Raw genomic sequence first — 24,973 nt, 5'->3', positions numbered from 1 at the left:
GCACCCTTAAGCCAAAAACTCAAGAGCTCGCGAATTCTACCTCATACATCTTTTCTGTCAAGCGGAATGTTAATTAAAAAAATAATCCGGCCAGGTGTTGTCCTTTTCAATTTTTACTTAGTTTATCTTACATAGACAATTACAATCTATTAAATCCAGCATTTCATTCATTTTTAATAGCAATCGAGTCGTTCATTAATTACCAATTAATCGATGTTATAATTAGTGATTACTATTAAGAACTAATGTTTTTTTAACTATTTGTACAATTTACATTAAGAGAACTTTATGGGACCTATTATACTGGATCTAACAGGTTTAGAGCTCACTTCTGAAGAGCGTGAAATAATAAAGCATCCTCAAGTGGGTGGAATTATTTTCTTTCAACGTAACTTTGAATCAATTTCTCAACTGCAGCACTTAATTTCGCAAATTCATTTACACAGTAAACAACGACTTTTATTAACGGTTGATCAAGAAGGGGGAAGAGTTCAACGTTTTCAAGAAGAATTTACGCGACTGCCCGCTTTAGGATTAATTGGCGCTCGTTACGACCAAAAACCTGAGGAAGCTATTCAGCTCGCAGAAACCCATGCCTGGTTATTAGCCAGTGAATTACTGGCAGTAGGTATTGATCTTAGTTTTGCACCCGTTTTAGATTTAAATAATAATTTAAATCAAGTCATAGGTTTACGTGCATTACATAGTGATCCTACTATTGTGACTAAATTAGGGCGTGCCGTCATCACAGGGATGCATCGTGCGGGCATGTGTTCTGTAGGCAAACACTTTCCTGGACATGGTTCTGTCAGTGCGGATACTCACACGCACTTCACCGTAGATGATAGAGACTATCAAACTATTGAAGCACAGGACTTAATTCCTTTTGCTCAATTAAGTCCCTATCTAGATGGCATAATGGCTTCACATATCGTCTACAATCAGGTTGATCCGTTACCCTGTGGTTTTTCTCCCTATTGGTTGCAATCTATTTTGCGTAAACAATTAAATTTTACGGGTGCAATCTTTACGGATGATTTATCAATGAAAGCAGTACAACATATGGGAACTATCTCAGAACGTATACGACTGGCTTTACAAGCCGGATGCGATGCATTATTAGTTTGTAATTGCCGAAAAGATGCTATTTTAGCTTTGGAAAATTTAGCGCACTCTCCTGAACTCATTAAACTTTATAATTCCCAGCACTTGCAAAAATTATTTCCTCGTCGCACACTAACCCTCCCTGCTCTACAGCAAACTGACGCCTGGCGTAGTGCGGTTAACCTATTAAAACCTCTATTCGAACATTAGGATGCATTCATGTTAATTCCAAGTCATATACAAGAAGTCGAAAGAAAAGCGACTCGTCTTTTTACTAAAGAAGAAATCGAAAAAGGTTTAGATAACATGGCTAAGGCCATTAGCGATAAATTAAGTGAAAGCAATCCCGTCGTCTTATGTGTTATGATTGGAGGTCTTATTCCAGCAGGAAACTTACTTCCACGCCTAGATTTTCCATTAGAACTCGACTATGTTCATGCTACACGCTATTCACAGGAAACCGTTGGGCAAGCTGAAATACTCTGGATAGCTAAACCGCGTGTATCTCTCAAAGGTCGTAATATATTGATTATTGAAGATATTCTAGATGGTGGCTTGACATTAGCTGCCATCGTTGATTATTGTCATGAACAGGGGGCACAGACAGTATATACTGCCGTCTTACTCGATAAACAAAAAGCGGACCGTTTACCGGGAGGAACAACCTCGGCAGATTTTACCGCTATTACTATGGATCATGGTTTTGTTTTTGGGTATGGAATGGACTATAACGGTTACTTACGGAATGCTCCTGGTATTTACGTTGTCGCCCCTGAGCATGAATAATATACGCTTCGCACTTGAATTTTTGACTACGTTGCCGATCAATTCGCAATCTTGTATATTATATACACTCCGGTTGCTTCACTATGCGGTCCCGTCCCAAAAAACTCATTTGCATGAGTATAATTTGTCAACCATTTTTTTGAGGTCAAATAGGTTACTACCATGAATAACTCATCCACTATTACTCTTAACGATGCTTCCTTTGAAAAAGAAGTATTACAAGTTGATTCCCAACCTGTACTCGTTGATTTTTGGGCAGAATGGTGTGGCCCCTGCAAAATGATTACCCCTATTTTAGAGGAGCTTGCCCAAAAGTATCATGGAAAAATAAAAATTGGGAAATTAAATGTTGACGAGAACCCTAATACCCCGGCAAAATATGGTGTGCGTGGTATTCCTACATTAATCCTCTTTAAAGATGGAAAAGCGCTAGAAACTAAAGTCGGCGCCTTATCGAAATCACAGTTAGAAGCATTTTTAGATAAACATCTTGCTTAACCAATGTACTCTTTAATGTATTTTTCTAAGTAGGATGGCCTTAAGATAAGTACTATTGGCACTAACACTGTTTTGGGGATTTCAGGTAACTTTTTTCGCATCATTTGTTTAACTATGCGTAGGGCACTATTTGTATCTCTACTCGGATATAAAATTATAAAATGAATTTTTAACACTCTCTAAATTCTTGATACTCATTCTTAATATTAATATTCCAATTAAATACTTAATACTCACTCAATTTTTTACATTTCCTTTTATGAAAGAAACAATACTATGAATTTAACTGAACTCAAGAAAAACTCCCCAGCCGAATTGGTTGCCATTGCTGAAGAATTAAAAATAGATGGTCTGGGCCGCCTGCATAAAAAAGATATGATCTTTTCTATCCTTAAAGCACTAGCAAAAAGAGGAGAAGATATCTATGGAGACGGCGTATTAGAAATATTACCGGATGGATTTGGCTTTTTACGTTCTGCAGAAGGTTCGTACCTTGCCGGACCTGATGATATTTATGTTTCTCCTAGTCAAATTCGACGCTTTAATCTTCATACTGGCGACACGGTTTCAGGAAAAATTCGTCCCCCTAAAGAATCTGAACGTTATTTTGCTTTACTTAAAGTAAGCGAAATTAATTTTGATGCGCCTGAAAATGCTAAAAATCGAGTTTTATTTGAAAACTTAACCCCTTTATTCCCTGACGAACGAGTTACGCTCGAACGCGGAAACGGTAGCACAGAAGACATTACTGCTAGAATTATTGATTTAGTCGCTCCGACTGGGAAAGGTCAACGTGGTTTAATTGTGTCCCCTCCAAAGGCCGGTAAAACGATGATGATGCAGAATATCGCACAATCGATTTCGCATAATTGTCCAGAATGCTACTTGATCGTTTTATTAATTGACGAGCGTCCTGAAGAAGTAACCGATATGCGACGTTCTGTTCGTGGTGAAGTCATTGCAAGTACCTTTGATGAACCTGCAACTCGCCATGTACAAGTCGCAGAAATTGTGATTGAAAAAGCGAAACGCTTGATCGAACACAAAAAGGATGTCGTTATTTTATTAGACTCTATCACCCGCTTAGCGCGTGCTTATAATACTGTTATTCCTTCCTCTGGAAAGGTATTAACAGGTGGTGTCGATGCGAATGCACTACAACGACCAAAACGTTTTTTTGGCGCTGCGCGTAATATTGAAGAAGGGGGTAGTTTAACCATCATCGCAACCGCGCTGGTTGATACCGGCTCAAAAATGGATGATGTTATCTATGAAGAATTTAAAGGAACCGGAAATATGGAAATTCATCTTGATAGAAGAATAGCTGAAAAACGTATTTATCCTGCTATCCACTTAAATCGATCGGGTACTCGACGTGAAGAGTTACTAGCTAAACCTGATGTATTACAAAAAATGTGGATATTACGTAAAATTTTACAATCCATGGATGAAGTAACCGCCATGGAGTTCTTAATTGAACGCTTAAAAAACACCAAAACCAATGATGAATTTTTTGACTCTATGAAAAAGTAATTTTTTCTTCAAATACAAAGGTTAAAGTTATACTCACAGTGTGAATTTTTGGCAAGTAGCCGCGAAGAGGATTCAAATTGAACGGCAACACAGACAAAAATTCAAGTGTTGTGAGTGTATTTAGCTGAATCCAGTTTTTTTTCTAAATCAGCTAAAACATCAGGAATCGTAGTTTCAATGAGTGTGGCTATCTTTTTGCAACAAGGCTCCAAAGCGCTTTCTTTACGCCATAACATTCCAATTTTTCGCTCAGGTCTAGGAGCAGAAAAAGGCTTATTAATTATCAAAGAATGCTCTTCTAAAGCTAATAAAGGAAGTAAAGTAATTCCTGCCCCACTTCCCACCATATGTCGCAAAGTTTCTAAACTGGTTGCCCGATAATTCATCTTTTCTTTAAGGTTAGTTTTTTTACGACACACCTCTAATGCTTGATCTCTGAGACAATGACCTTCTTCTAATAAAAGAAGATTTTCATCCTTTAAGTCTTTTAAATGTAATTCTTTAGAATAATGTGAAGAATACGATGCTGGCATAGTCAAAAAGAAAGGTTCTTTGAATAAAGTTTTACACTGCATGCCTTTATGTGGAACCGGTAATGCTAATATTATGGCATCTAACACCCCTTGATTTAATTGCGTCAGAAGTAAATCCGTTTTATCTTCATATAAATATAGCGAAAGTTTAGTTAATTGTTGTTTGATAATAGGTAAAATATGCGGGAGTAAATAAGGCCCTAAACTAGGAATTAGTCCCAAGCGTAATTCTGCTGAAAATGGATCCTTAGCTAATTTGGCTAATCTCTCAAGCTCGCGCATAGCACTGAGTACCTGCTTTGCTTGCTCCACAATACGCATCCCTACTGCGGTAATTAATACCCTTTTTTGTCCGCGCTCAAATAACTGTACGCCTAAAGCGTGCTCTAATTTTTTCAATTGTATACTTAGGGTTGGTTGACTAACCGAACACGCTTTAGCAGCCCTTCCAAAATGACGGTATTCTGCTAAAGCTAATAAATATTTAAGATCTTTGAGATTCATACTTCCTCGAGAATAAACAAAGCTAATTTTTATCGTTTTTTAGCCATGTTAAAACAAAAATTAAGTATGGCGAGAATGAGATGCAACTAATTGAATCTCATATTTGACAGGATTGTCTGGACAAGCTTTTAACCCACATTCAAAATAGGTAGAAATTCCATTTAAAATGGCTAAAAGAAAAACAAGCGCAAACGCCATATGGGTTAAAAACTGCATTCCCTTTGTTTTGGAGGGTTCATCATATTCATATTGAGGTGAAATACTAAAAATAATGGAGATATAAATAATCACGCCTACGCACAGCAGAAATACCCAGGTATAGAGGTGTAAACCAAATAAAGGAAGCCCATAACCCGTATCACCTGGAATTACATGAAGAAAAATTTGGCGTACACTAATAGACGCTGTCAATATGGCCGATAATAAAGAAAGCGCATAATGGGCTGGACGTATTTTAAATTGTACATTCAGCAAAAAACCAAATGCTATTGCCAACACACCAAGCCGTTGCAGGAGACATAAAGGGCAAGGTAATTCGTGAAAGCCTATTTGTAAAATAAACGCGATCAATAGCAAAAAAACTAAACCTAGAGCATCTATCGCATTGAGGATCTTAATAATTTTGGCTATTTTAGAAGAGTGCATACTAATTATCCCTAAAATTGCAGAGATAAATGATCAGTCATATGATGAATAAACATAAACGTTGTTAGTAATAAAAAGACTATAAATAAACCTATAGCGAGCCTTCGCTCCTTGCACCAGGCAAAAAGCACACAAAGACTATAGAAAAAGAATAGCGCTAACATACGTATCTACCTATAAATGTTTTTAATTTAGTCTAATTTTATAAAAAAATCCATGTTGTGACAGAACCTTGCTTTAGTTTACGATGAGCGACTCATTTCTTTTAAGAATATTTATCTAATATCAATTGGATCCCGGCCCAGGCCTTGAGCTTTGGTACAGATTCCACCAAAATTTTATCACTCTGTTGTTCCGCTTCATGCAAATATTGATATAGCCTCTGCCCATATTGACTAGCCACATTCGGCATACGAATCCAAGTTAAGTCTTTATGTTTTTTCTTTACTGGACCTAATCCAAACACGGTTAATAGCTTATGCTGATTTAAATAACTATCGATGATACGATCTAATTCTTGTTTAGAAACTTGCTCTATCAAAGGCTTTTTAGAAAAACGATGAGATAATATGGATTCCCCAATCTCGTAGGGAGTGATAGATTCTATTTGTTCTAACGGGAGAGCGCCTAATCTAAGTATTCGCGGAACGTCAAAAGTCACATCAATAATCGTTGATTCAATCCCAATAGAACAAGGTCCACCATTAATAATAAGTTCGAGTTTATGTTCAAATTCTTGCTGTACATGTGCAATTAAGGTAGGACTAAGATGAGTGGAGCGATTCGCAGAAGGCGCTGCGACTCCGCTGGCAAAAGAATTTAATATCGCTTGCGCAATAGGATGATCCGGCACGCGTAAACCTATTTTATCTTGCCCACCGGTTAATTCAGGCAAAACTGATTTTTCTTTATTTAAAATAAGTGTCAAAGGACCCGGCCAAAAATGATCAGCTAACTTTTCTGCAACCTTAGGAATGTCTCTGGCCCATCTATCCAGGGGATGTTCTTTCGCCAATAAAACGCTTAAAGGTTGATTTAAAGGACGTTGCTTTAGCGCGAAAATTTTCTGAACCGCGGTTAAATTTCTCGCATCACCTGCTAAGGCATAGACTGTTTCAGTAGGAAAAACAATTAGTTTTCCCGCCTTTAAAAGCTTAATAGCCTTAGTGAGTTCATCTATAGTCATTTAAAGACATCTTCTAACATGCGTTCAATAGGAAGAAAGTTATCCGTCACTCCACTAAATAGTTTATATTATCTATAAATAAATAGATTGCTTTAAAATTAAGATAGTGTATCTAACAAAGAATGGAATAAATACAATAATACTTAAAAATAAACGATGACTATGGCATTATAACGAATGATAAGTCATTAGATAGTTGCTGAGACCTTTGCCCTGGGTTTTTGGTCACGTAAATTGATCGAAAATAGCTCATAAAATCGAGTGCAGGGTTGTAACATATCTAAAAAAGATTGGATTCGTAAAGGACTATGAATAAAATAATCTTAAGATATCTCTATAATTTTTTAAAATATTCTTTTTTTATATCCACCTTGCTATTATCTAGTTTGGCATTTGCCAACTCGAATGCTGATCCAACAAAGAAAAATCCTGAACTCAATATCCCCTATCCTCCCATTAATTATCCTAAAGATGCTGCATTACGCAAACTGATTAAACGGGGTGAATATTTAAGTAAAGCGGGTGATTGTATCGCTTGTCATACCGATACAAAACACCAAGGCCAACCTTTTGCTGGAGGATTAGGAATTTATACGCCTTTCGGGAGCATTTATTCGCCCAATATTACACCAGATAAAACCACAGGAATAGGAACATGGAATGATAAAGATTTTATCCGTGCCATGCATGAAGGTATAGCCCCGAATGGAAGTTATTATTTTCCGGTATTTCCTTTCGCTAGCTTCACCAAAATCAATACGCATGATTTGTTAGCGATCAAAGCCTATCTATTTAGTTTAGATCCAGTTAAAAAAGCTAACCACGCCAATGAAATGATGTGGCCATTTAATTGGCGTTTTTTGCAACTAGGATGGCGGATTTTATTTTTTCGTCCTGGTGCTTATGAAATAGATAAGCAATATACGAAGTCATGGAACCGTGGGGCTTATTTAGTCCAAGGCTTAGGTCACTGCGGAATGTGCCATACTCCTTTGAATTTGTTAGGTGCTGAAAAAAAGAAATATTCCCTAACGGGAGGATTTATCCAAGGTTATTACGCACCGAATATAAGCTCAAGTGGATTAAAAGGTATTTGTATCGATGATATTCGAGCCGTCTTTAAACAAAATAAACTGTTAAGAAATGCCGGTGTCGTAGCAGGACCCATGGCAGAAGTTAATAGTAATAGTCTTAAGTATTTATCTACTCACGATTTAAATGCCATCGCAGTTTATTTAAAAACAGTAAAAAGCCAAGTGCCTTATTCTGCATTCAGTGGACCCATTACCGCTAAAACTGGCCGCAAAGTTTATGAATCTTATTGTGCGGTTTGCCATGCCAGTGGAGCAGCAGGCGCTCCAAAATTAGGCGATACCGTTGAATGGAAAAAACGTTTAAAGCAAGGAAAAAATATTGTCTATGAACGGGCTATTCATGGTTTTAATTCCATGCCACCTAAAGGAACTTGCACTGGATGCTCAGATGATGCAGTAAAAGCAGCCGTTGATTATCTCATCTTAAATGATCAAGCGGGGGCGACCAAAACCATTCCCGTACAAGAAAAACCACTGAGCCTAAAAGTAGGTAAACAAATTTACCAACAACATTGTGCTATCTGCCATGATAATGGGAAATTAGGGGCGCCCATATTAGGAGATAAAGCACGCTGGCAACCCATTATTGCCAAAAATATCGATGTTTTATTTGAACATACTATTTTGGGGTATAAAAAAATGCCTGCAAAAGGAGACTGCAAAAATTGTAGTAATTCCGAATTAGAAGCTAGCGTAAAATATATGGTTGAACAAAGCAAAACTACTGGCAATTATTTTTTATGGTAATGATCTTTTATGCTAAGCATTTAAATTAATCAATTGTGCCTATTGATTGAAATAAAAACATCCTAAACTTAAAAAGTTATTGTGATCACTATAAAAAGGACAGATAGGATATGAAGCATGTTAAAAAATTTTTTTTAATTTTTTTTATTAATTTTAATTTTCTGCTTAGTCCAGGATTGGCTTTAGCGGCATGGCAAACCAATATGCCGCGAGGCGTTACGCCTATCAGTCATGCTATTTATCATTTACATATGCTGGTATTTTGGGTTTGCGTAGGAATTGCCATCGTAGTATTTAGCATCATGATTTATTCGCTTATTCGGCATAGAAAATCACGAGGAGTCAATGCTGCTCAATTTCATGAAAATTTTTTTTTGGAAATTGCATGGGCCATTGTGCCGTTTATTATATTAATCGTTATTGCAATACCTGCCACTAAAACTTTAATCAAAATGAATGATAATAGCGATTCTGAATTAACGATTAAAGTAACTGGATATCAATGGCGTTGGCGCTACGCTTATTTAGATCAAGGAATCGATTTTTTTAGCAATCTCTCTACACCTGTAGAAGAATTACAGAATGAAGCAAAGAAAAATCAATGGTATTTATTAGAAGTGGATCATCCATTAGTTGTGCCTATTCATAAAAAAATTAGATTTTTATTTACTTCGAATGACGTCATACACTCATGGTGGGTGCCCACTTTAGGCATTAAACGCGATACTATTCCAGGATTTATTAATGAAGCCTGGGCAAAAATAGATACTGCAGGCACGTATCGTGGCCAATGCGCTGAACTGTGTGGGACAAACCATGCATTTATGCCTATCGTTGTAAAAGCGGTGAGTAAAAAAGAATTTAATTTATGGGCCAAACAACAAGTAGGAGAACTTCTTCATGGAAAAAATACTTGATTTAGAACATTCGGCCTCTCAAGGTTGTCTAGCATTTATCAAACGTTGGCTATTCACAACTAATCATAAAGAAATTGGGACATTATATCTCCTTTTTAGCCTACTGATGTTCTTTATCGGTGGAGTCTTTGCTTTATTAATTCGTGCAGAATTATTTCAACCGGGTGCGCGTTTGTTTAATCCAGAATTTTTTAATCAAATGACGACCATGCATGGCTTAGTCATGTTATTCCTCGCTATCATGCCGGCCTTTTCTGGTTTTGCCAACTGGATGATTCCTTTAATGATAGGTGCACCTGATATGGCCATGCCACGTATGAATAATTGGGCATTTTGGATCTTACCCGTTGCCGCTATTTTACTTTTTAGTACCTTATTTATGGATGGTTCTGCACCTAACTTTGGTTGGACAATGTATGCGCCCTTATCAACGACCTATGGACCAGCTAGCACAGATTATTTAATTCTTGCGATTCATTTAATGGGGCTTTCTTCATTAATGGGCGCTATTAACATTATTGTCACGCTTCTCAATCTTAGAACTCCTGGGATGACCATGATGAAAATGCCAATATTTTGTTGGAGTTGGTTTGTTACGGCCTTTTTACTCATAGGTGTCATGCCCGTTTTAGCGGCTGCAGTGACAATGATGCTTATGGACAGACATTTTGCAACAAGTTTTTTTAATGCGGCAGGCGGAGGCGATCCATTACTCTATCAACATCTCTTTTGGTTTTTTGGACATCCTGAAGTTTATATTATTATTCTTCCGGCTTTTGGAATTATCTCGCAGGTTATTCCAACGTTTAGTCGCAAAAAACTTTTTGGTTATCGGTTCATGGTGTATGCATTGTTAGCCATTGCATTTTTATCTTTTATTGTTTGGGTACATCATATGTTTGTAACCGGTGTTCCTTTGGCTGCTGAATTATTTTTTATGTATACCACGATGCTAATTGCCGTGCCTACAGGAGTTAAAGTATTTAATTGGGTAACCACCATGTTTCGCGGTGCTATCAGTTTTGAAACCCCCATGTTATTTGCTTTAGCATTTGTTATTTTATTTACCATCGGTGGTTTTTCGGGTGTCATGTTATCCATGGTACCTGCAGATTTTCAATATCAAGATACCTATTTTGTGGTAGCACACTTCCATTATGTCTTAGTACCTGGTGCTTTATTTGGGGCTATTGCCGGAGCTTATTATTGGTTGCCTAAAATGACTGGCGTTATGTACAACGAACGCTTAGGTCAATGTCATTTCTGGCTATCTGTTATTGGTGTCAATCTAACTTTTTTCCCAATGCACTTTTTAGGCCTCGCTGGCATGCCAAGACGAGTGGCCGATTATTCCTTACAATTTGCCAATTTTAATGCAATTGCGAGTTTAGGTGCTTTTTTATTCGGCTTTGCTCAAGTATTTTTTCTCTACATTATTATTCAATCGATACGTGGAAAAGGAAAAAAAGCGAGCTCTCAGGTTTGGGAAGGCGCTGAAGGATTAGAATGGACCTTAAGTTCCCCTCCTCCATTACATAGTTTTACTACACCGCCAAAATTTGAGTAATATACTCTTCGCACTTGAATTTTTGGCTGTCGCTCAACTCGCAATCCTCATGTATATTATATACACTTCGGTTGCTTCTTTTTCGCAACGCCTTGCCAAAAATCCAATTGCTGTGAGTATACAAACGCATGACAGTTAGAATAGCGAAATTATCAAATAAAAAAATTTTAATTTTGCTCTGTTTTACCACCTTAAGCATGTTTGGCTTTGGCTTTGCCATGATTCCACTTTATAACGTACTGTGTAAAAATTTAGGTATTAATGGGAAAACCGATAAAAATGCCTATGTAACTTCGAATGAAATTGATTTATCACGCAATATTCGTGTGGAATTTATGACAAATAACAACAACTATCTTCCCTGGGATTTTTACCCTAGGCTTCAGCATATACAATTACATCCAGGGGAAAATATTTTAATTTATTTTGCAGCTAAAAATAATTCGAATCGTCCAATGACTGTACAAGCCATCCCCAGCGTCTCTCCAGGCTTAGCTGCACGTTATTTAAAAAAAACCGAATGTTTTTGCTTTACTCAGCAAACGTTTAATCCCGGCCAACAACGAGACATGCCGGTTTTATTTCATATTGATCAGCATTTACCAAAAAATATTAATACGATTACTTTAGCTTATACCTTATTCGACACAAGCGGTTTAAAACATGCAAAAATAGCACCACAAACTTTAGGCCATATTCCAATTTAAAACCCTTTCATGAAATAAAAATTCAAGCCAAGATCACGTTAAAGGACAAACGCGAATGAAAAACAAAGACTCTTCATACTATGTACCCGAACAAAGCGCTTGGCCCATTTTGGGTGCACTCGCTTTACTCTTTTTAGCCTTTGGCTCACTTAATTTAGAAAAAAAATGGGGGCTAATCGCATTTATAATAGGCATAGCTGGGTTAGTGTTTATGCTGAGTGGTTGGTTTTGGAATGTGACACAAGAAAGTAATGCTGGATTATACAATCGACAAATGGATAAAACTTTTCGTTGGGGCATGTTATGGTTTTTAATCTCTGAACTATTTTTATTCGGTTTACTCATCGGCTCTATTATTCATGTAAGATTCTCAATTACCTCATGGCTAGCTGGACAAAGTGGTGATGCTTCACAGCTAACCCATTATTTACTCTGGCCAGATTTTGCTAAACATTGGCCATTATTACCCCCCTCTAGCTTTTCAGCAACTGTTGCTAGCACACCGAGTTTAGGTTCTCTGCGCCAAATTCCATTAATTAATTTAATCATTCTACTTTTTAGCGCATTACTTTTAACCGGTGCACTCTACTATTTAAAAAAAGCCCGCTATAAATTATGTCGCCTAAACTTAAATTTAGCTATTTTTTTAGCCTGTATTTTTTTTATTTCACAAACTTATTATTTTATTCATCTCATTCATACTCATATTATTACTAAAAGTGGAATCTATGGTAGCTTTTTAATCGCCTTCCTAGGATTACATTTATTAAATATTGCTGCCGCGCTATTATTTTTATGCATTTTATGTTTTCGAATCTATCACAACCAACTACTAGAAAAAAATGCTTTTTCTTTCGATGCTGCCGTATGGTGGTGGGATTTTCTTGCGGTAATTTTGGCCTTGGCATTTTTTTTGATTTTTTAAAACATGAAAAAAAATATTATATCCATTGAATTTAGTAATTATTGCTTTACACCTACTTTATTTCCCAGTCTGATGGTAATATTTTTACTTCCCTTACTTGTTTATTTAGGATTTTGGCAAATTCATCGTGGTGATAGTAAAAATCAAATCCAAAAAATATTTTATCAACGCTCGGTAGCCATACCGATTAATTTAAATCAAATTGAAAATATTAATTTAGAAAAAAATTATTTTCCTGGAATTATGCAAGGTCATTTTGATAATCAACACAGTTTTTTATTAGAAAACAAGATTTATTTACATAAAGTCGGGTATGAAATCCTCACTCCTTTTATTTTAAATAATAGACAGGAACTCATTTTAGTCAATAGAGGATGGATACCGCAAAGTATCGATAGAAAAAAAATTCCAAAAATTCCGCCTTTGAACAATAAACTAATAATACGTGGCTTAATTGTATTTCCTAACAAAACCTTTAGCTTCAAGCAGATAAATGAAAAGAAATGGCCGAAAAGAATTCAATCTATCAATCCAGATTTCTTAAAAAGAAATAATTTTCAACCTTTTATGCTCGTCATTAACACCAAACAAACTTATAGTTTTACACCACTTTGGCAACCTATTACGTTACAAGCGAACCGTCATTATGCTTATGCTTTTCAATGGTTTGTTTTAAGTTTCACCTTATTTATTGCTTTTTTTAGTATTCATATTCATCGTTTATGAAAAAAAAACATACCCCCCATTATTTGTTTATTTTTCTGTTGTTATTAATTATATTTTTAACGCCGTTAATAGTAGCTGTAGCCCTTTATAATAAAAATCCTCTCTGGTTACATCACAAAACAGTCAATAAAGGGACTCTTATTCCTTTCAACTTGAGTTTACAGCAACTAAAATTAATTCCAGATAGAACAAAACTTCGTTCGTTTAATGGTAGTTGGTTTTTATTTTATTTAAACGAATCGCCCTGTCGTGAATTATGTCAAAAAAATTTGCATACCATGCGGCAAATCACATTAGCATTAGGCAAGAATCGTTACCGTGTAAAGTATGGCTTAATACAAGCTAAAACAAATTTACTTCGTCTTTCTCCATTAATAAATAAAGATTCAAATTTACTAAACTATACGATCTCTAAACCAGAATTAAAAAAATTACATCAAAAAAATGGATATTTTTTAGCGAATCCATTTGGAAAAATTATTTTATATTATTCGAGCGATGTCTCTGGTGAGGATATATATCAAGATTTAGCGCGTTTATTGGCAATTTCAACAACAGGATAAAATATGCTTCCGGAAAACAAATCGGCTTTATATTTTTTATATATTGCTTTTTTATTGGCTTTCATTGTTGTGCAACTGGGTGCATTCACTCGCTTGAAAGATGCGGGCTTAGGGTGCCCTGATTGGCCAGGTTGCTACGGAAAGTTCACATTGCCTAAGGATGCCAAACAAATAAAGCAAGCCCCTTTTATAGGAAAAACCTTAGATCTAGGAAAAGCATGGCCAGAAATGATTCATCGTTATATGGCGGCTACCTTAGTATTATTAAGCTTTGCCGCAATAGTTTTAATTATTAATAAATATAAACTATCCCAACAACCCGTATGGGTAGCCACTAGTTTGCTTTTTTTATTGTTTTTACAAGGCTTGTTAGGAAAATGGACTGTTACTTTGCGATTGCATCCTTTGGTTGTCCTATCTCATTTATTAGGTGGATTAGCGTTATTGAGTTTGCTTTGGCTATTAATACTACGACTGAGCCAATTATCCATAAAGCAATCTTCAGTATCGGAACAAAAATTAAGATCATGGATGGCATTCGGTTTATTATTGATCATAATACAAATTTGTCTCGGCGGATGGACCAGCGCTAATTATGCCGCTTTTGTCTGTCCCGATTTCCCGCGGTGTCAAGGACAATGGTGGCCTGCCATGAATTTCTTCGAAGGTTTTCACCTTTGGTTAAATACAAATATTAATTACGAAGGGGGTATCTTATCTCATACTGCTCGCACTGCCATACAAATGACTCATCGGATAATGGCGGTAATTACTACTATTTACTTAGGTTTGGTAGTTTATAAACTATTTAATGTAACGAAAAGAATTTTTTTACGCAGTCTCGCTGTATTACTAGCATTCTTATTAGGTCTACAAATTAGTTTAGGTGCTTTAAATGTATTATGGGTGTTACCTTTGCCTATTGCCATGGCACACAATGCCGTTGCTGCGTTACTATTATTAATTATCATTACATTAAATATTGGTTTGTATGGATACCAATTAGAAAATTTGATCCTTAAGCGATCAAAAATTTTTAAGTCTTAAAAAATCAAATTCATCATTACAATTTTTCACTCCATTTATAAATATTTCTTTTTTTAAAGAAAATAGTTTAGTTATCTTGTTTAAAAAATTGCTGGATTTTGCTATTTTTAGATCTTTATCCTTTAATTTATCAGTATCCTCAGCTACATTAGAATCTTTTTTTTGAATTTGATTATGTTCTTGCAAATAAGATCGCTGATAATGATGGTTAACAGGAAATATTTGCAAAGGAAGAGTGAACGCTGTAGAAAAAGAATTATTTGTTATTTTAAAAGATTGATAATACCATTCTGTCGGATACGCTTCTCCTATTTCACTTGAAATTTTCTTGAAATTACTAAAAGCCTGCTGATCGCCTTTTTTTTTATAAGGTTCGTTGTATTCATAAAGCACATTAGCATTAATTGCTTTAAATAAATTATATTTCATAGTTTATCCTTATTATTTTTATTTTTTTTATTTAATTTAAATAGATATAGAATTTATTACTATAGTATTCTCATTTAAGCTAGAAAATATATTTTCTAGCAATAATGTGCCCTCCGTTTTGCTATGGCCTTTGAAAAATTTACCTATTTTCTGGATAATAGGTAAATCTCTGTGGGTTTCAAGAATTTTTTTAGTATTAATACTCTCTAAACAATTCGAAAAGCTTTCATAAGTATCTTGCTTTATTTTTGCTAATAAATCTTCTGTAATGAATAATTTCTCAATCTTTGCAGTATTATTACGAAAAAAAAACCTTTGAGATAAATGTTTTTGATACTTTACAAGCAAATCCGTTATCTCTTTTTTGGCTCTTGAATTCCAATCATAGGATTTACTTTTAGTAGCAATTGGGTTACTTATTGATGATATAGAAGCGGCTATTTCTTCTTGCCGACTAGTGACTAAATCTACACTTGTATCATGCCTGTCTACTCCTGAATCTAACTGAGCAGCATCAACTACCTCTTTAGCAATTCCATCTTCTGCAGTAACCGATAAGTTTTTTGATTTTTCTTCCACAGATTCAGTAAAAACCCGATCTAATGATTCAAAAATATCATTTTTTTTGTAAGTATTGCTCAAAAAAATAGATGCACTCAAGTTATTACTATCCGTTTCAGGTTTTATTAATTCCTGATCTCCTTCTAAAAAACTTTGTTCTTTCAGAAGGGGAATATTCTGCCTTGGAAACGTATCAATAGGTCGAGTATCTTCTAAAAACAACCTGTCATCTACTTTTCGTATAAAATAAGGGTCGACAAATAAACCGATAATATTTACTTCTGTATGGGATCCTTCTATTTCCTTAAAAATAATTTCAGCTGCTTTTGTAATCTTATTTTGATAGGCATAATTAATTTCAATAATATCTTCTTTGCTTATCCCTATTTTTTTTAACTCTAAATTTTTTTCTTTGTATAAGTTAATGATGTTAAAAAAGAATGGACTTAAAATATCAGTTAGCGCTTTAGTAACTTTAGCTTTTTTCTTCTTGTAAAACAAAAAAAGTGGTAATGGAGTATTTTTGTTAGGTGATAAAAACTCTCTTTTGATCTCGTATTTATCTGTTTTTTTTATCCGAAACTTTACAGCGCCTAACTCAGGTTTATCTCTGTTCTTAAATTCATCAGCCAAAACACCTAAGCATAGAACCTTCATATTCTTTAAATGATTTTTAAGTGTTTCAGTATCGGTCTCATCGATACCATTCTTACTATATTGATCAACCGTTAAACAGTAGCTTTGGCTATTACGATTACGTTTCTTATTTCCATCAGGATAGAGAGCAAAACTAAATATCGTATCAAGATTAAAAATGCGCATCTTCTTATTAATCTCTTTAAATCAAAAAAGGGACAGTTTAAAAGTCCCTTTCTAACTTAGCAAGTCTTTATACTCGGCGATAGTCTAGTCTTATTGATCGGAAAATCTGTTAACTGCTCTTCTAATGTATTAACTAATCCCTGACTTGTGACTTTCCCCCCACCCCACAGAGTAGCAACACAACGTAAAAAAGATATCCCTCGATATTCAGATAAGATTCCCTTAGCGTCCTTAATTGTTTGCTTCAATTCTGAAATTTTATCAATCACTGCTTGACTCGAAGCATTATCTTCGAAATTTATTTCAGTATTTAACAATAAATCAATTTTATCCTTAATAAGTTTAATCGCTATACTTTTATTCATAGCAATCTGGGTACTCGAATAAGATAATTTTTTATTATGAGCAGTTAAGGCTTCATTAGAGTTCTTGACAAGATTCATTAAATTATTGTGTTTAAGTTTTAATTCTTCACTGCTTAGTTTGATTAATTGCTTGGTTTCTTGATTAAGCGATTGTAAATCTGTATTTAAATCTTCAAGCAACTGCGATCTGGGATCAAACTTGGAAAAATTATTATTTAACAGTTTTATTTGAATTTCTAATCCACGTTTACAAAGAGTAATAACAGCAGAATTAAATAAAATATCGGTTAATTTTTGATAGTGTTCTTTAGATGAATTAAAAGAATGTATTAAATGTATAAATAATTTATGACTGGATTCAAATTCGTTAATCGATTCAATTACAAATTTTATCGTAGCAAAACAAGCTGGCATTTCAGTTACTTTTTCGTTAATTTCCTTTTCGGATAAGCTAATTATCTCCAATTGATTATTCAAATAGGCTTTATATCTATCATCACAAGATTTTTCTAATTCTAATAGTCTTTGCTTTATTTTTCCTATTATTTTCTTTAAATTTTTATGACAAATCGCATCAATTTTAAAAAACTGATTTTTAATTTCTTGTGAATCTATAATTTTTTTTGTTATTTCGATTTTTAATTTTTTTTCTTGAATAGCTAAAGTACTATTTAAACTTTGCACTTCAGTTTGATCACAATAAGCTTCAATTAAATTTTTTAAAAAAATTAATTGATTCATTCTTTCTTGTATAGGTTGAGTTAGTAATTTCATTATACTATCTATTTTTTTACTACTTTGTGCTATCACTTCAACATTTTTTTCACTCGCAATGATATTTTTACTTTCTTCTAAAAGATCATCAACCTCTGCAAAATTATGATACCTTTCCAATTCAGCTGTTTTAGTTTGTAATTCATCTAACTCCTGCTGCAAGTTTTCATCTTTAATTTGTTTTAAATTTGATAATGGATACATATTATCCCCTTATTATTTTTATTAAGGGCAGAAAAAGCTGCCCTTTAATTTTATAAATTTTAAACAGTAGGTCTTAATGGAGTGATCTCTTTGAGTAAGCTACCTACTTGTTCTTGTAATTGTTCAACATACTCAATACTCTTCACTCTTCCACCACCCCAAAGTGTAGCAAAACATTTAAATGCAGAAAAACCGCGATATCGAGATAAAATTTCAAGATTTTGTTTGTCATTAATTTTTTCATTTAGCATTGAAACCTTTTGCTTTAATGCTTGTATTTGTTCATTTGATGATTCATTTCCTATCTCATTACTGTTGCTCTTTATCTGATCCGCTAGTTGCGTAATATCTAATAATATTTTTGATTTTACTCCACCATTAAAATAACCTTTTTGAATATTAAGCCCATGAGATTTTATATGAGATAAGGGAGTATTTTTTGCTTTTTCAGTAAAAAAGGAATAAATTTTTGGTGCTCTCTCAATTAGCTGATCTCGTTCTGCATCCAATGAATCTTGGTTATGAATTGAATTGCGTGATGAAGATAAGTCTGAAGGGATATCTGGCTGCTGTATGTCGAGTGAATTTTCCCTTACCGGATCATGTAATGATAATGTTTTTCTTAAGTAAGAACCAGATACGTTTTCATACCTTAGAGAGTTTGGACGAGGCCTAGAAGTAGGCAGGTGTGATTGTGACGCTTCTATCAATTGTTCATCTTCAAGCGTTAACTTAGATGTTGTAACTTCAACATTATTTTCTTGATTTAGTTCTTGTTGTTCCTTTATATCAAATTCACTTCCTAATAAATCTATAAACTTACTTGGAGTTTCTACTTTATAGATACTTAATTTTTCATTTATACATTTTTTAAGCACCTCTGCATTCGAAGCTCCTATTTTGAAAGTCAAACTATAAGCATCATTCTTAGAATTATATTTTTTATTATTTAATATAACTGCTTTATCTTTTATAATTGCGACATATTTTGTTTTTTCACCAAGCATAAATGGTGAATCTTTAGGGGCTGCTAAATAAACAGGGTGCATATTAAACCTCTTTTTTTATTATTTTTATATTTATTAAAGATAAAAAATTTTTATTTCATTTAATTTTTAATCGGAAACAATTTATCACTAATAAAATAATTTTGTCTAGTTATTTTTTATTTAAAAAATAAAAAGGTATTTATTTTCAAATAAATACCTTATCTTTAAAATAGCATTATCCTTTTTCAAAAATAAAAATAATTAATAATTTAATTTTTTCTTAAAACCCTACCTTTAATAGAATTATTCTCGTATAATTTTTTCGCCTTAATGCTTAATGAAGGACAGGTTGTAACCCATAAGGAAAAACATGCTAAAGAATTTTGCTACTTGCTTGGCTAGTAAAGCTTTAATCTATTTGGAATTAGGAAAATGGCGTGTCACTAGCTTAATGTTAATTACCGTTTGGGTAGGCATGGTATTAGCTTCTTCAACACCACTTTCTTTGCAATTAAGTTTATTTACATTACTAGGTGTCGGTTTAGTCGCCATCTCTGGAGGAGCGCTGAATCACTTATTAGAACAGCGTTTGGACAAGTTAATGGCGCGTACCGATCGACGGCCTCTCCCATTAAAAAAAATTTCAACTACGCATGTTTTGCTTTTTTCATTAACCGCTAGTTTTTTAGGATTAGTCGTATTAAGTCTATCAAGTAATTTATTAACCTGCTTTTTAAGCTTTATTAGCCTAATAGCTTATGCATTCATTTATACGTTGTACTTAAAACGACACACCACACAAAATATTGTTATTGGTGGCTTAGCAGGCGCAACGCCTCCTTTGTTAGGTTGGACCGCCGTAACAGGAAATATTGATCCAGGCGGTTTAATTCTGGTTTTAATTATTTTTATTTGGACACCCCCGCATTTCTGGTCATTAGCAATTGCCAGACATGCCGACTATGTCAAAAGTAACTTGCCTATGTTACCCGTGACACATGGTATCGCTTTTACAAAGCAACAAATTTTACTTTATACGCTGCTTTTAAGCGGAATTAGTTTGTTACCTTTTTGCATCGGCATGAGTGGGATTTTTTATTTAATTGCGGCTTTACTATTAAATACTGGATTTATAGTTGCAGCGACTGATTTATTAAAGCAAACTAAAGCTGCAACAGCGATAAAAACTTTTCATTATTCGAATTTTTATTTACTCATGCTGTTTGCTTGTTTATTCATGGACCATACTTTAATGAGGACTATTTAATGACTTGCCCTATCTCTAATAAAAGATTTTTAGCCTTTATTATTTTCACTATACTCGCTTTAGGCTTAGGTTTAGGCTTTAACCTATGGCACTCTTCAAAGACTCGTATCGTTATTCCACCCATTGCAGGCACTAATATCGATCAACCTCAATTAATTCCAGAGTTTCATTTAGTTAATGGATTAGGTAAACCCTTTACTAATCATAATTTAAAAGGCCATTTCAGTTTACTATTCTTTGGTTTTACTCATTGCCAAAGTATTTGTCCATTGACGATGGTTATGTTGACACAACTTTATAAGGAATTAAAAACCGAAAAACTTCCTCTTCCGCAGGTTATCTTTATTACACTTGACCCCAGAAGAGATACACCCAAAGTAGTGGGTAATTATGTTAAAGCATTTAACCCCCATTTTATCGGCGTCTCGGGACCCCTAGCAGGAATTCAACAATTGAGCAAACAAATGGGTGTTGTTTATATACAAGCCCAACAAAGTAAAATTTCAGAAAATAATTATCAGATTGACCATAGTGGCACTTTATATTTGATTAATCCCGAAGGTAAATTGGTCGCTATTTTTTCTCCTCCTCATGATGAAGCAAGCATCAAACAAGACTATAAGAATTTAGTGAGTCAATAATCCGGCGCGGTGGGTCTGTGTACATGAGAGGGCTGGTGACTGGATACTCATCATCCGATCCTATATAGAAAATAAAGTCGCTTACAGTGGAGCTAGGCTCGGAACCCATCGAATTACTAGAAAATTAGCCTAAATGCAGGTAAATTAACCCGTAACATTCTCATATCGTATCGTACAACGTCCTTTAAAAAATCATATGAAAAAACAACGTGTTATGGTCGGCCTATCGGGAGGAGTAGATTCCTCAGTGACTGCTTTATTGTTAAAAGAGCAAGGTTATCAAGTCGAAGGGCTGTTTATGAAAAACTGGGAAGAAGACGATACGGAAGATTATTGCTCAGCCAGTGCCGACATTGCCGATGCACAAGCTATCTGTGATAGATTAGCGATCCCACTGCACACAATTAATTTTTCGGCTGAATATTGGAATCGCGTATTTACGCATTTTTTAGCGGAATATCAACTAGGCCGTACGCCAAACCCAGATATTCTCTGCAATCGGGAAATTAAATTTAAAACTTTTCTAGCGTACGCCCTACAATGTGGTGCTGATTTTATTGCTACCGGTCATTATGCGGGAAAATCCTATAAAAATAACACGTATCAATTACTTAAATGTGCTGATAAAAATAAAGACCAAACCTATTTTTTATATACTTTAGGCCAAGAGCCTTTAGCTAAAACCTTATTTCCACTCGCCGATCTTACCAAACCGAAAGTCCGCCTAATCGCCAAATCAGCAGGATTTCTTAATGCGACTAAAAAAGATAGTACTGGTATCTGCTTTATCGGAGAACGTAAGTTCAAACATTTTTTACAAACTTACTTGCCCGCCCAACCTGGGAATATAGAAACATTAGCAGGTGAAATATTGGGACAACATGATGGCCTGATGTTTTACACGATAGGCCAGCGACAGGGATTGCGAATCGGTGGTCAGAAAGAAAAATCTGGAAATCCATGGTATGTCGCCGATAAACAACTCGCTCGTAATACATTAATCGTCGTACAAGGAGAAAATCATCCTGCACTCTTCGCTCAGGCTCTGGTTTGCACTCAGCTACATTGGATCAGCGGTTGCCCACCCACAAAACCATTCCATTGCACAGCAAAAACGCGTTATCGACAACTTGAAACTCCTTGCCTAATCACACCCTGTGGCAATGATAATTATCAAATTGCATTTGAAACCCCACAGCGAGCGATTACTCCCGGTCAATCTGTTGTTTTTTATCAAGAACAAACCTGCTTGGGAGGCGGAATTATTGATGCCACACGCTAATTCTTCTTATACCCGTTTGATTCTAGGCTTAGGTGAAACAGGACTATCCTGTGCACGCTATTTTAAACGATTAAATTTACCTTTTACACTCTTGGATAGCCGTTTAAGTCCACCCAAATTATCCGTATTTAAAAAAGAATTTCCCCAAGTGGCTTACCATTTAGGGCCTTTTGACCCAATATACTTTCAAGATTGTAAGGAATTAATTGTCAGTCCTGGCATTGATCTCAACGAGAGGAATATCCACAGAGTGATCAGCCTCCATAAGCTTAAGCCCATTGGCGATATCGAATTATTTGCCCAACAAGCACGTGCACCTATCATTGCGATTACCGGCAGCAATGCTAAAGGCACGGTAACAAGTTTAGTAGGCGATATGATACATCAGTCAAAACTAAAGGTTGCCGTGGGAGGTAACATAGGCAAACCTGCATTAGATTTGCTTGATGAGCCGATACCGGATTTTTATGTATTAGAGATTTCAAGTTTTCAATTAGAAACGACTTATAGTTTGCAGCCTAAATTGGCTAGCATACTCAACATCAGTCCAGATCATTTAGATCGCCATAAAACCTTAGCCACTTATATCCAAGTTAAGCAACGCATCTACCATGGATCTGAAATAGCCGTATGGAATCGAGAAGATTTAAATACTTTTCCAGACTATACCACCAAAAAAATAACCAGTTTTGGTTTAGAGTCACTACAACCGGGTTCTCAAGAATTTGGCTTACAAGTGGTCAATCAAAAACCCTATCTTGCAAAAGGGAATCAAATTTTACTTTCTGTTGATAAAATACCTATTAAAGGTCGACACAATTGGGCAAATACATTAGCTGCTTTAACCATAGGGCATGCTATTGGATTACCTCCCGCTGCTATGTTAACCGCACTTTGTCAATTTAAGGGTTTACCTCATCGCTGCCAGTGGATTAAAGAGCATAAAGGCGTGACTTGGTATAACGATTCTAAAGCAACCAACGTCGGCGCAACACTCGCTGCGTTAAATGGATTAGGTCCAGCCATTTCAGGTAAAATCATTTTAATTGCTGGAGGCTTAGCCAAGGGCGCTGATTTTTCTTTATTAAATGATTCCGTAAAGCGCTATGTTAAAAAAATGATTTTAATGGGTCGAGATGCCGCTTTATTAAAAAATGCTTTAGAAAAAAGTACCTCTATCGAACTGTCTTCTGATTTGGCGCAGGCAGTAAAATTAGCCCATCAAACAGCAACGCAAGGTGATATTGTGCTTTTATCTCCAGCTTGTGCGAGCATGGATATGTTTAAAAATTATGAAGCACGTGGTGATACTTTTATCAGTTTAGTGCGAGGAATCCATTGATATGTCTAAAACCAGCAATCCGGATGTTGCATCCATCGTTTTGTATGATCGTTGGCTGCTAATCGTTATTGCTACTTTGCTTGCTTTCGGTCTGTTAATGGTCGCTTCAACCTCTATCGTGATTTCTGAACATCAGTATGGCCAGCCTTTCCACTTTTTTTTTCATCAGCTTTTTTACTTAACCTTAGGAATCGCTGCCGGAATCATTGTCGTACAAATAAAAACCTCTTACTGGCAACAGATCAGTCTTGCGTTATTAGTGCTCAGTATTGGTTTACTTTTTTTAGTTTTATTGCCGGGTATTGGCCGACAAGTTAATGGCAGTATGCGTTGGCTAGGTTTTGGTCCTTTTGGATTACAAGTTTCTGAATTCGTCAAATTAACCATGATCGTCTATCTTGCGGGTTATCTTGTACGCCAAGAAAAACAGGTGCAAAATCAAATCCGTGGCTTTCTTAAGCCCTTAGTAGTTCTCGGTATCATTACTTTTTTACTATTACGCGAGCCTGATTTTGGAGCTGCCACAGTGATATTAGTCACTAGTTTAGGAATGTTATTTTTAGCAGGTGTACGAATTTGGCAATTTATTATCCTTTTAACGGGTGTAGCGATTATTTTAGGAACCTTAGCAATTAGCTCACCCTATCGCTTAGCACGTTTAACGACATTTCTTAACCCTTGGGCTAACCAATTTGATTCAGGCTATCAATTAACACAATCATTAATAGCTTTTGGTCGTGGGGGTTGGACCGGTGTCGGGCTAGGTGAAAGTATACAAAAATTATTTTATCTTCCTGAAGCGCATACGGACTTTTTGTTTGCAGTGCTTACCGAAGAATTAGGTTTAATAGGCGGATTGTTTATGATCATATTATTTTCACTATTAGTCTGGCGTGCTTTATATATAGGTTATCGTTGTTTTAATATTGGTCAACGTTTCACCGCCTATCTTGCCTATGGCATTGGTTTAAACATTGCCTTACAAGTCATGATTAACATTGGTGTTAATACGGGTGTGTTACCTACCAAAGGTTTAACATTACCACTTATGAGCTATGGAGGAAGTAGTTTACTAATGACCTGCATCATGCTCGCTTTATTACTGCGTATCGATTACGAATATCGCTTAATTCAATTTGGTTTTAAAGTAGACAAATAGGAACTTTTCAACTAAGCACTTTATACAAAAAACTGCTCTATAATAGGAACATCCGC

25 protein-coding genes are annotated in these 24,973 nt (G+C 35.2%); 17 read left to right on the top strand and 8 right to left on the bottom strand.

Annotation, left to right across the window (positions count from 1 at the left end):
- The first annotated feature begins 288 nt into the window (after nt 1–288).
- The 4 genes from nagZ to rho all read left to right on the top strand — a co-directional run bounded on the left by nagZ (nt 289) and on the right by rho (nt 3,921).
- Nucleotides 289–1,314, top strand: a complete 1,026-nt coding sequence (gene nagZ, locus A1D18_RS01025) for a beta-N-acetylhexosaminidase (RefSeq protein WP_071661965.1) — start codon at nt 289–291, stop codon at nt 1,312–1,314.
- Between the two features lie 9 nt (nt 1,315–1,323).
- Nucleotides 1,324–1,890: a hypoxanthine-guanine phosphoribosyltransferase gene (locus A1D18_RS01020; RefSeq protein ID WP_071661964.1), complete on the top strand. Its 567-nt coding sequence runs from the start codon at nt 1,324–1,326 to the stop codon at nt 1,888–1,890.
- Nucleotides 1,891–2,052: 162 nt separating this feature from the next.
- A complete protein-coding gene (gene trxA / locus A1D18_RS01015; protein WP_071661963.1) occupies nt 2,053–2,388 on the top strand; it encodes a thioredoxin TrxA in 336 nt (111 codons plus the stop codon).
- Nucleotides 2,389–2,664: 276 nt separating this feature from the next.
- Nucleotides 2,665–3,921, top strand: a complete 1,257-nt coding sequence (gene rho / locus A1D18_RS01010; protein ID WP_071661962.1) for a transcription termination factor Rho — start codon at nt 2,665–2,667, stop codon at nt 3,919–3,921.
- Between the two features lie 101 nt (nt 3,922–4,022).
- Here rho and A1D18_RS01005 read toward each other — a convergent pair whose 3' ends face one another.
- From A1D18_RS01005 to A1D18_RS00995, 4 genes are all read right to left on the bottom strand, one after another.
- The gene (locus tag A1D18_RS01005) at nt 4,023–4,958 is read right to left on the bottom strand and encodes a LysR substrate-binding domain-containing protein (RefSeq protein ID WP_071661961.1); all 936 of its coding nucleotides are present in this window, start codon (nt 4,956–4,958) and stop codon (nt 4,023–4,025) included.
- Between the two features lie 60 nt (nt 4,959–5,018).
- Nucleotides 5,019–5,603: a disulfide bond formation protein B gene (locus A1D18_RS01000; protein ID WP_071661960.1), complete on the bottom strand. Its 585-nt coding sequence runs from the start codon at nt 5,601–5,603 to the stop codon at nt 5,019–5,021.
- Nucleotides 5,604–5,614: 11 nt separating this feature from the next.
- Nucleotides 5,615–5,767, bottom strand: coding sequence for a DUF5993 family protein (locus A1D18_RS06960; RefSeq protein WP_395498167.1), 153 nt, complete (start codon nt 5,765–5,767; stop codon nt 5,615–5,617).
- 101 nt (nt 5,768–5,868) lie between these two features.
- The gene (locus A1D18_RS00995; protein WP_071661959.1) at nt 5,869–6,789 is read right to left on the bottom strand and encodes an L-threonylcarbamoyladenylate synthase; all 921 of its coding nucleotides are present in this window, start codon (nt 6,787–6,789) and stop codon (nt 5,869–5,871) included.
- 308 nt (nt 6,790–7,097) lie between these two features.
- On the opposite strand from A1D18_RS00995, the gene A1D18_RS00990 reads away from it, so the two are divergent.
- The 8 genes from A1D18_RS00990 (at nt 7,098) to A1D18_RS00955 (ending at nt 15,082) form a co-directional block, all read left to right on the top strand.
- Nucleotides 7,098–8,630 carry a c-type cytochrome gene (locus tag A1D18_RS00990; RefSeq protein ID WP_084028683.1) on the top strand — a complete coding sequence of 511 codons (1,533 nt, stop codon included), beginning with the start codon at nt 7,098–7,100 and terminating at the stop codon, nt 8,628–8,630.
- A gap of 110 nt (nt 8,631–8,740) precedes the next feature.
- The gene (gene coxB, locus A1D18_RS00985; RefSeq protein ID WP_071661958.1) at nt 8,741–9,547 is read left to right on the top strand and encodes a cytochrome c oxidase subunit II; all 807 of its coding nucleotides are present in this window, start codon (nt 8,741–8,743) and stop codon (nt 9,545–9,547) included.
- Nucleotides 9,531–11,114 carry a cytochrome c oxidase subunit I gene (gene ctaD / locus A1D18_RS00980; RefSeq protein WP_071661957.1) on the top strand — a complete coding sequence of 528 codons (1,584 nt, stop codon included), beginning with the start codon at nt 9,531–9,533 and terminating at the stop codon, nt 11,112–11,114. Before coxB ends, ctaD begins: the two co-directional genes overlap by 17 nt.
- A 128-nt stretch (nt 11,115–11,242) precedes the next feature.
- The gene (locus tag A1D18_RS00975) at nt 11,243–11,821 is read left to right on the top strand and encodes a cytochrome c oxidase assembly protein (RefSeq protein ID WP_071661956.1); all 579 of its coding nucleotides are present in this window, start codon (nt 11,243–11,245) and stop codon (nt 11,819–11,821) included.
- A 55-nt stretch (nt 11,822–11,876) separates the two neighbouring features.
- Nucleotides 11,877–12,746, top strand: coding sequence for a cytochrome c oxidase subunit 3 (locus A1D18_RS00970; protein ID WP_071661955.1), 870 nt, complete (start codon nt 11,877–11,879; stop codon nt 12,744–12,746).
- A gap of 3 nt (nt 12,747–12,749) precedes the next feature.
- Nucleotides 12,750–13,472 carry an SURF1 family protein gene (locus A1D18_RS00965; protein ID WP_071661954.1) on the top strand — a complete coding sequence of 241 codons (723 nt, stop codon included), beginning with the start codon at nt 12,750–12,752 and terminating at the stop codon, nt 13,470–13,472.
- Nucleotides 13,469–14,035 (top strand): hypothetical protein, encoded by a 567-nt coding sequence (locus A1D18_RS00960; protein WP_071661953.1) that lies wholly within the window; start codon nt 13,469–13,471, stop codon nt 14,033–14,035. Before A1D18_RS00965 ends, A1D18_RS00960 begins: the two co-directional genes overlap by 4 nt.
- 3 nt (nt 14,036–14,038) lie before the next feature.
- Nucleotides 14,039–15,082: a COX15/CtaA family protein gene (locus tag A1D18_RS00955; protein WP_071661952.1), complete on the top strand. Its 1,044-nt coding sequence runs from the start codon at nt 14,039–14,041 to the stop codon at nt 15,080–15,082.
- Here A1D18_RS00955 and A1D18_RS00950 read toward each other — a convergent pair.
- Genes A1D18_RS00950 through A1D18_RS00935 form a run of 4 tightly spaced genes read right to left on the bottom strand, consistent with a single transcriptional unit; the run spans nt 15,062 to nt 19,286 of the window.
- Nucleotides 15,062–15,511 carry a hypothetical protein gene (locus A1D18_RS00950; RefSeq protein WP_071661951.1) on the bottom strand — a complete coding sequence of 150 codons (450 nt, stop codon included), beginning with the start codon at nt 15,509–15,511 and terminating at the stop codon, nt 15,062–15,064. The genes A1D18_RS00955 and A1D18_RS00950 overlap by 21 nt on opposite strands.
- A gap of 36 nt (nt 15,512–15,547) precedes the next feature.
- The gene (locus tag A1D18_RS00945) at nt 15,548–16,894 is read right to left on the bottom strand and encodes a hypothetical protein (RefSeq protein WP_071661950.1); all 1,347 of its coding nucleotides are present in this window, start codon (nt 16,892–16,894) and stop codon (nt 15,548–15,550) included.
- Nucleotides 16,895–16,950: 56 nt separating this feature from the next.
- On the bottom strand, nt 16,951–18,237 hold the full coding sequence (locus tag A1D18_RS00940) for a hypothetical protein (RefSeq protein ID WP_071661949.1): 1,287 nt from the start codon (nt 18,235–18,237) through the stop codon (nt 16,951–16,953).
- Between the two features lie 59 nt (nt 18,238–18,296).
- Nucleotides 18,297–19,286: a hypothetical protein gene (locus A1D18_RS00935; protein WP_071661948.1), complete on the bottom strand. Its 990-nt coding sequence runs from the start codon at nt 19,284–19,286 to the stop codon at nt 18,297–18,299.
- 310 nt (nt 19,287–19,596) lie between these two features.
- Between A1D18_RS00935 and cyoE the strand changes: the two genes are divergently transcribed.
- From cyoE to ftsW, 5 genes are all read left to right on the top strand, one after another.
- Entirely contained in the window at nt 19,597–20,493 is an 897-nt protein-coding gene (gene cyoE, locus A1D18_RS00930) for a heme o synthase (RefSeq protein ID WP_071661947.1), read from the top strand.
- A complete protein-coding gene (locus tag A1D18_RS00925) occupies nt 20,493–21,134 on the top strand; it encodes an SCO family protein (RefSeq protein WP_071661946.1) in 642 nt (213 codons plus the stop codon). The genes cyoE and A1D18_RS00925 overlap by 1 nt, the downstream gene beginning before the upstream one ends.
- 196 nt (nt 21,135–21,330) lie before the next feature.
- The gene (gene mnmA / locus A1D18_RS00920; protein ID WP_071661945.1) at nt 21,331–22,416 is read left to right on the top strand and encodes a tRNA 2-thiouridine(34) synthase MnmA; all 1,086 of its coding nucleotides are present in this window, start codon (nt 21,331–21,333) and stop codon (nt 22,414–22,416) included.
- Nucleotides 22,403–23,758, top strand: coding sequence for a UDP-N-acetylmuramoyl-L-alanine--D-glutamate ligase (gene murD, locus A1D18_RS00915; protein ID WP_071661944.1), 1,356 nt, complete (start codon nt 22,403–22,405; stop codon nt 23,756–23,758). The genes mnmA and murD overlap by 14 nt, the downstream gene beginning before the upstream one ends.
- A 1-nt stretch (nt 23,759) precedes the next feature.
- Nucleotides 23,760–24,917, top strand: a complete 1,158-nt coding sequence (gene ftsW / locus A1D18_RS00910) for a putative lipid II flippase FtsW (RefSeq protein WP_071661943.1) — start codon at nt 23,760–23,762, stop codon at nt 24,915–24,917.
- The last annotated feature ends 56 nt before the right edge of the window (nt 24,918–24,973 follow it).

This window comes from Candidatus Rickettsiella isopodorum (genome assembly GCF_001881495.1).
Lineage (GTDB): Bacteria > Pseudomonadota > Gammaproteobacteria > Diplorickettsiales > Diplorickettsiaceae > Aquirickettsiella > Aquirickettsiella isopodorum.
Note: the sequence above shows the minus strand (reverse complement) of the source record. Positions and strands in the feature narration are given on the sequence as shown.